Origin of the sequence: Pseudomonas sp. IT-93MI4 (assembly GCF_949767635.1) — a bacterium.
Classification (GTDB): domain Bacteria; phylum Pseudomonadota; class Gammaproteobacteria; order Pseudomonadales; family Pseudomonadaceae; genus Aquipseudomonas; species Aquipseudomonas putida_A.
On the sequence record NZ_CATKPP010000019.1, the window covers coordinates 1 to 3299 of the forward strand.

Genomic DNA, 3299 nt, shown 5'->3' on the forward strand with positions numbered 1-3299 from the left:
TGCGCTGAATCAGTCGACATCGCATGCAACTGAAAGACCGCATTCGCGAGCAAGCCCGCTGCCACAGGGGACTTTGTAGTGTCAGGCCTTTTGCAGGTGCAGTTGACCTTGGCTATCGACGACAACTCTCAGCGGCTCATAACTGTCGATAGTCGCGTGGCGGGTTTCGAGGGGATGCTGGTGCGTCGTGGTGATGATCATCAGCGCTGCACCTGCCGCTTCAGCAGCCTGGATGCCGACAGTGGCATCTTCGAAAATCAGGCAGTCGCCAACCTCAAGCCCCAGGCGCTTTGCCGCCAGACGATAACCCGCCGGATCAGGTTTGCCAGCCGTCACATCCTCCGCCGTGATCATCACTGCAGGCTCGCAAATCCCCGCCGCAGCCATCCGCCGCAACGCCAGAGCCCGTGGCGCCGAGGTCACCATGGCCCAGCGTTCGACAGGCAGGCTGGCGAGAAACGCCGCGGCCCCAGGTATCTGCACAATCCCTTCGACATCATCGATTTCCGCCCGCGCAATGAACGCCGCTTGCGCCTCGGCGTCCACTCCCGGCAGGTTCAGCCGGCGGATGGTGTCGATGGCGCGAGCACCGTGTATGGTCGGCAGGAAACTCTCGACATCAACCCCGTGGCGCTCAGCCCACGCTGCCCAGACTCGCTCGGCAGCAGCGATGGAATTGAGGACGGTACCGTCCATGTCGAACAGGAACGCGCCGAACGCGCGGTCGAAGACGTTATCGTGAGCAGACAAAAGGTCGCATCCTTTGACAGAACTGGGCGGATTGGCCGGGCAATGTAGCATTTTTACCCGGCAGTTCGACCCGCCACCTCAGTGCAGACGTGGCGCCTTGGACTTGAAAGCGCTGTCGACACAGTCAAGCAACTGGCCGATCGCCCAGGGCTTTTTGATGAACGCCACCGGATGCTTGACCCCGGAAGTTTCCGGGGTTTCATAACCGGACATGACCATCACCGGCTTTTCCGGCCAGCGGTCGCCAACCAGATTGGCCAGCCCGGCGCCGTTGATTTCACCGGGCATGGTGATGTCGGTCAGCAGCAACGCGACATCCGACGCGTGCTTTTCCAGATACAGCTTGGCGGCATCCGCGCTGGTTTGCGGCTCGACCTTGAAACCTTCCTCCTGAAGAATTTCGCAGAGAAACTCCAGAATCAACGGGTCGTCCTCAACCACCAGAATCAACCCGCCAGGAAGGAGCGCGCTCGGTGTCGGTGTTGGACTCATGAACTGGCACTCCCTGAATTGCATTAAAGACTTAGCGGCTCGAATCCGCTGCTTATCTGGTATGAGCAGCGCGCCCTGCATAAATTCATTTTTGATACAGGTCTTTTCTTAACAGTGGTCAATCGCCTTGGCTGACCGGCGTTCGCCAAGTGGTTTTTGTGGTTAAAATGCCGGCCCTTTTGCTTGCCGACCGTGACTGATGAACCCTGAAGCCCTCGCCACACTCCGCGCCCATCTGCTGTCTGCAATCGCTGCGGCACCGAGCGAAACCCGCCGCCTGTTCCATGGCCGCGGGCGTTGCTGGCCGGGGCTGGAACAGCTGACGGTGGACTGGCTGCAAGGCGTGGTGCTGGTGTCGCTGTTCAAGGAGCCGCTGCCGGAGCAACTCGAAGCGCTCAAGCAATTGCTGCTCGACATCAGCACCTCGGCGGAATGGCAAGAGTCCGGTGCCCACACCTTGTTGGTCCAACATCGTTACCTGCCGCAGAGCACCGCCGAATGGCTGCTGGGCAATGAAATCGAGGAGATGAGCATCGTCGAGGGCGGCTTGCAGTACCGCGTCGACCTGGGCCGCAAGCAAAACGCCGGGCTGTTTCTCGACATGCGCTACGGGCGCAACTGGGTGCGTGAGCAGGCAGCGGGCAAACGCGTACTGAACCTGTTCGCCTACACCTGCGGGTTTTCCGTGGCAGCGATCGAAGGCGGCGCCAGCCATGTGGTCAACCTCGACATGTCCCGCGCCGCCCTCAGCCGTGGCCGCGACAATCATCGCTTGAACGGGCATGACCTGAGCAAGGTGAGTTTCCTTGGCCACGACCTGTTCAAGTCGTGGGGCAAGGTGATCAACAGCGGCCCGTACGACCTGGTCATCATCGACCCGCCATCGTTCCAGAAAGGCAGTTTTCTGCTGACCAAGGATTACCAGCGCGTATTGCGTCGTTTACCGGAATTGCTCACGGCAGACGGCACGGTGCTGGCGTGCATGAATGATCCGTCATTTGGTTCGGACTTTCTGATTGATGGCGTGACGCAAGAGGCGCCAAGCTTGCGCTTTGAGCAGCGGCTGGAGAATCCGCCGGAGTTTCCGGATATTGATCCTGAGAGCGGTCTGAAGGCGCTCGTCTTCAAACGCCTCGACTGACCCGACATCCCGCGAACCCCGCTCATCCCTGTAGGAGTGAGCCTGCTCGCGAAGACTGACTCACCGGCAACCCATTTCTTCAGAAGGACAAAACCCGCCGCCCCGATCAACCGGGGCGGCGGGTTTTGTCGTTCAGGTCTCGATCAAACCGTCCCCGTCTTCAACGAATGATCATTGAGCACGCTGCTGATGATTGCCGCGCTGTCCTGCCCACCCGCAATCACCCCAGCCCTCTCGACCGTTCATCGCAAATAGGTCCTCACCTGTAATTTCTGACAGTAGCCAGAGCCGTTATCTTCAGCGCTGAATAACTCCACGCCCTTTGTCTCCCGACAGTTCGCTTGGAGTTCCGACCATGCTCGTTCAGCCCAAGAAGAAAAGCTCTGCCCCCCATTCATTGCTGGACCCGATAGTGCTCGGACGCCTCCTGCCTTCCGGCCAGTGGGGGATCAACCGGGCGGCGGTGTTCACTTTTCCCGACCTCGGCCTGCTGGTCGTCATCCCCGTCTGGGCCAGCAAGGCTGTCGGCGATACCGTCAAGCTGCTGCTCAATGACCGTGAGGTCGACGGGCGTCCCATCATTGACCAGACCGAGCTCAAGCAACCGACCCTCTTGTGGGTGGCTCCCCGTCATCTGCAGACCGGTTCTTACGAACTCACCTACGAAATCAAACAGCCCAATCAAAAAGAAGAGCGTCCGGACAAGCCCCTCAACCTCTTCGTCAAACTGGAACTCCCCGGTGGCCAGGACATCGACCCGGGCCCTGGTCACTCCAACCTGTACATGTACATTCCTCCGGAAATCGTTAACGGCGGGGTGGACAAAGACGTTGCCGAAGCGGGAGTGCCGATTGTCATCAGGTCCGCGTCCGGCAGCGGCTCGCCTTACCCGGACATCGCGGAGGGCGATGTCATT

Annotated in this window: 3 protein-coding genes and 1 pseudogene; 2 read left to right on the forward strand and 2 right to left on the reverse strand. The window is 59.9% G+C overall.

Annotated features, from left to right (window positions below):
- Window positions 1-81: 81 nt before the first annotated feature.
- Together ACM6I7_RS11735 and ACM6I7_RS11740 are read right to left on the reverse strand one after the other, a co-directional pair.
- Window positions 82-750 carry an HAD-IA family hydrolase gene (locus ACM6I7_RS11735; RefSeq protein ID WP_414888631.1) on the reverse strand — a complete coding sequence of 223 codons (669 nt, stop codon included), beginning with the start codon at window positions 748-750 and terminating at the stop codon, window positions 82-84.
- A 78-nt stretch (window positions 751-828) separates the two neighbouring features.
- Complete coding sequence (locus tag ACM6I7_RS11740; protein WP_027613245.1) at window positions 829-1242, reverse strand: response regulator; 414 nt, start codon at window positions 1240-1242, stop codon at window positions 829-831.
- 199 nt (window positions 1243-1441) lie between these two features.
- Here ACM6I7_RS11740 and ACM6I7_RS11745 point away from each other — a divergent pair, with 199 nt between their 5' ends.
- Window positions 1442-2383 (forward strand): class I SAM-dependent methyltransferase, encoded by a 942-nt coding sequence (locus ACM6I7_RS11745; RefSeq protein ID WP_414888632.1) that lies wholly within the window; start codon window positions 1442-1444, stop codon window positions 2381-2383.
- A gap of 355 nt (window positions 2384-2738) precedes the next feature.
- A pseudogene (locus tag ACM6I7_RS11750) lies at window positions 2739-3299 on the forward strand (hypothetical protein); the annotation flags it as partial.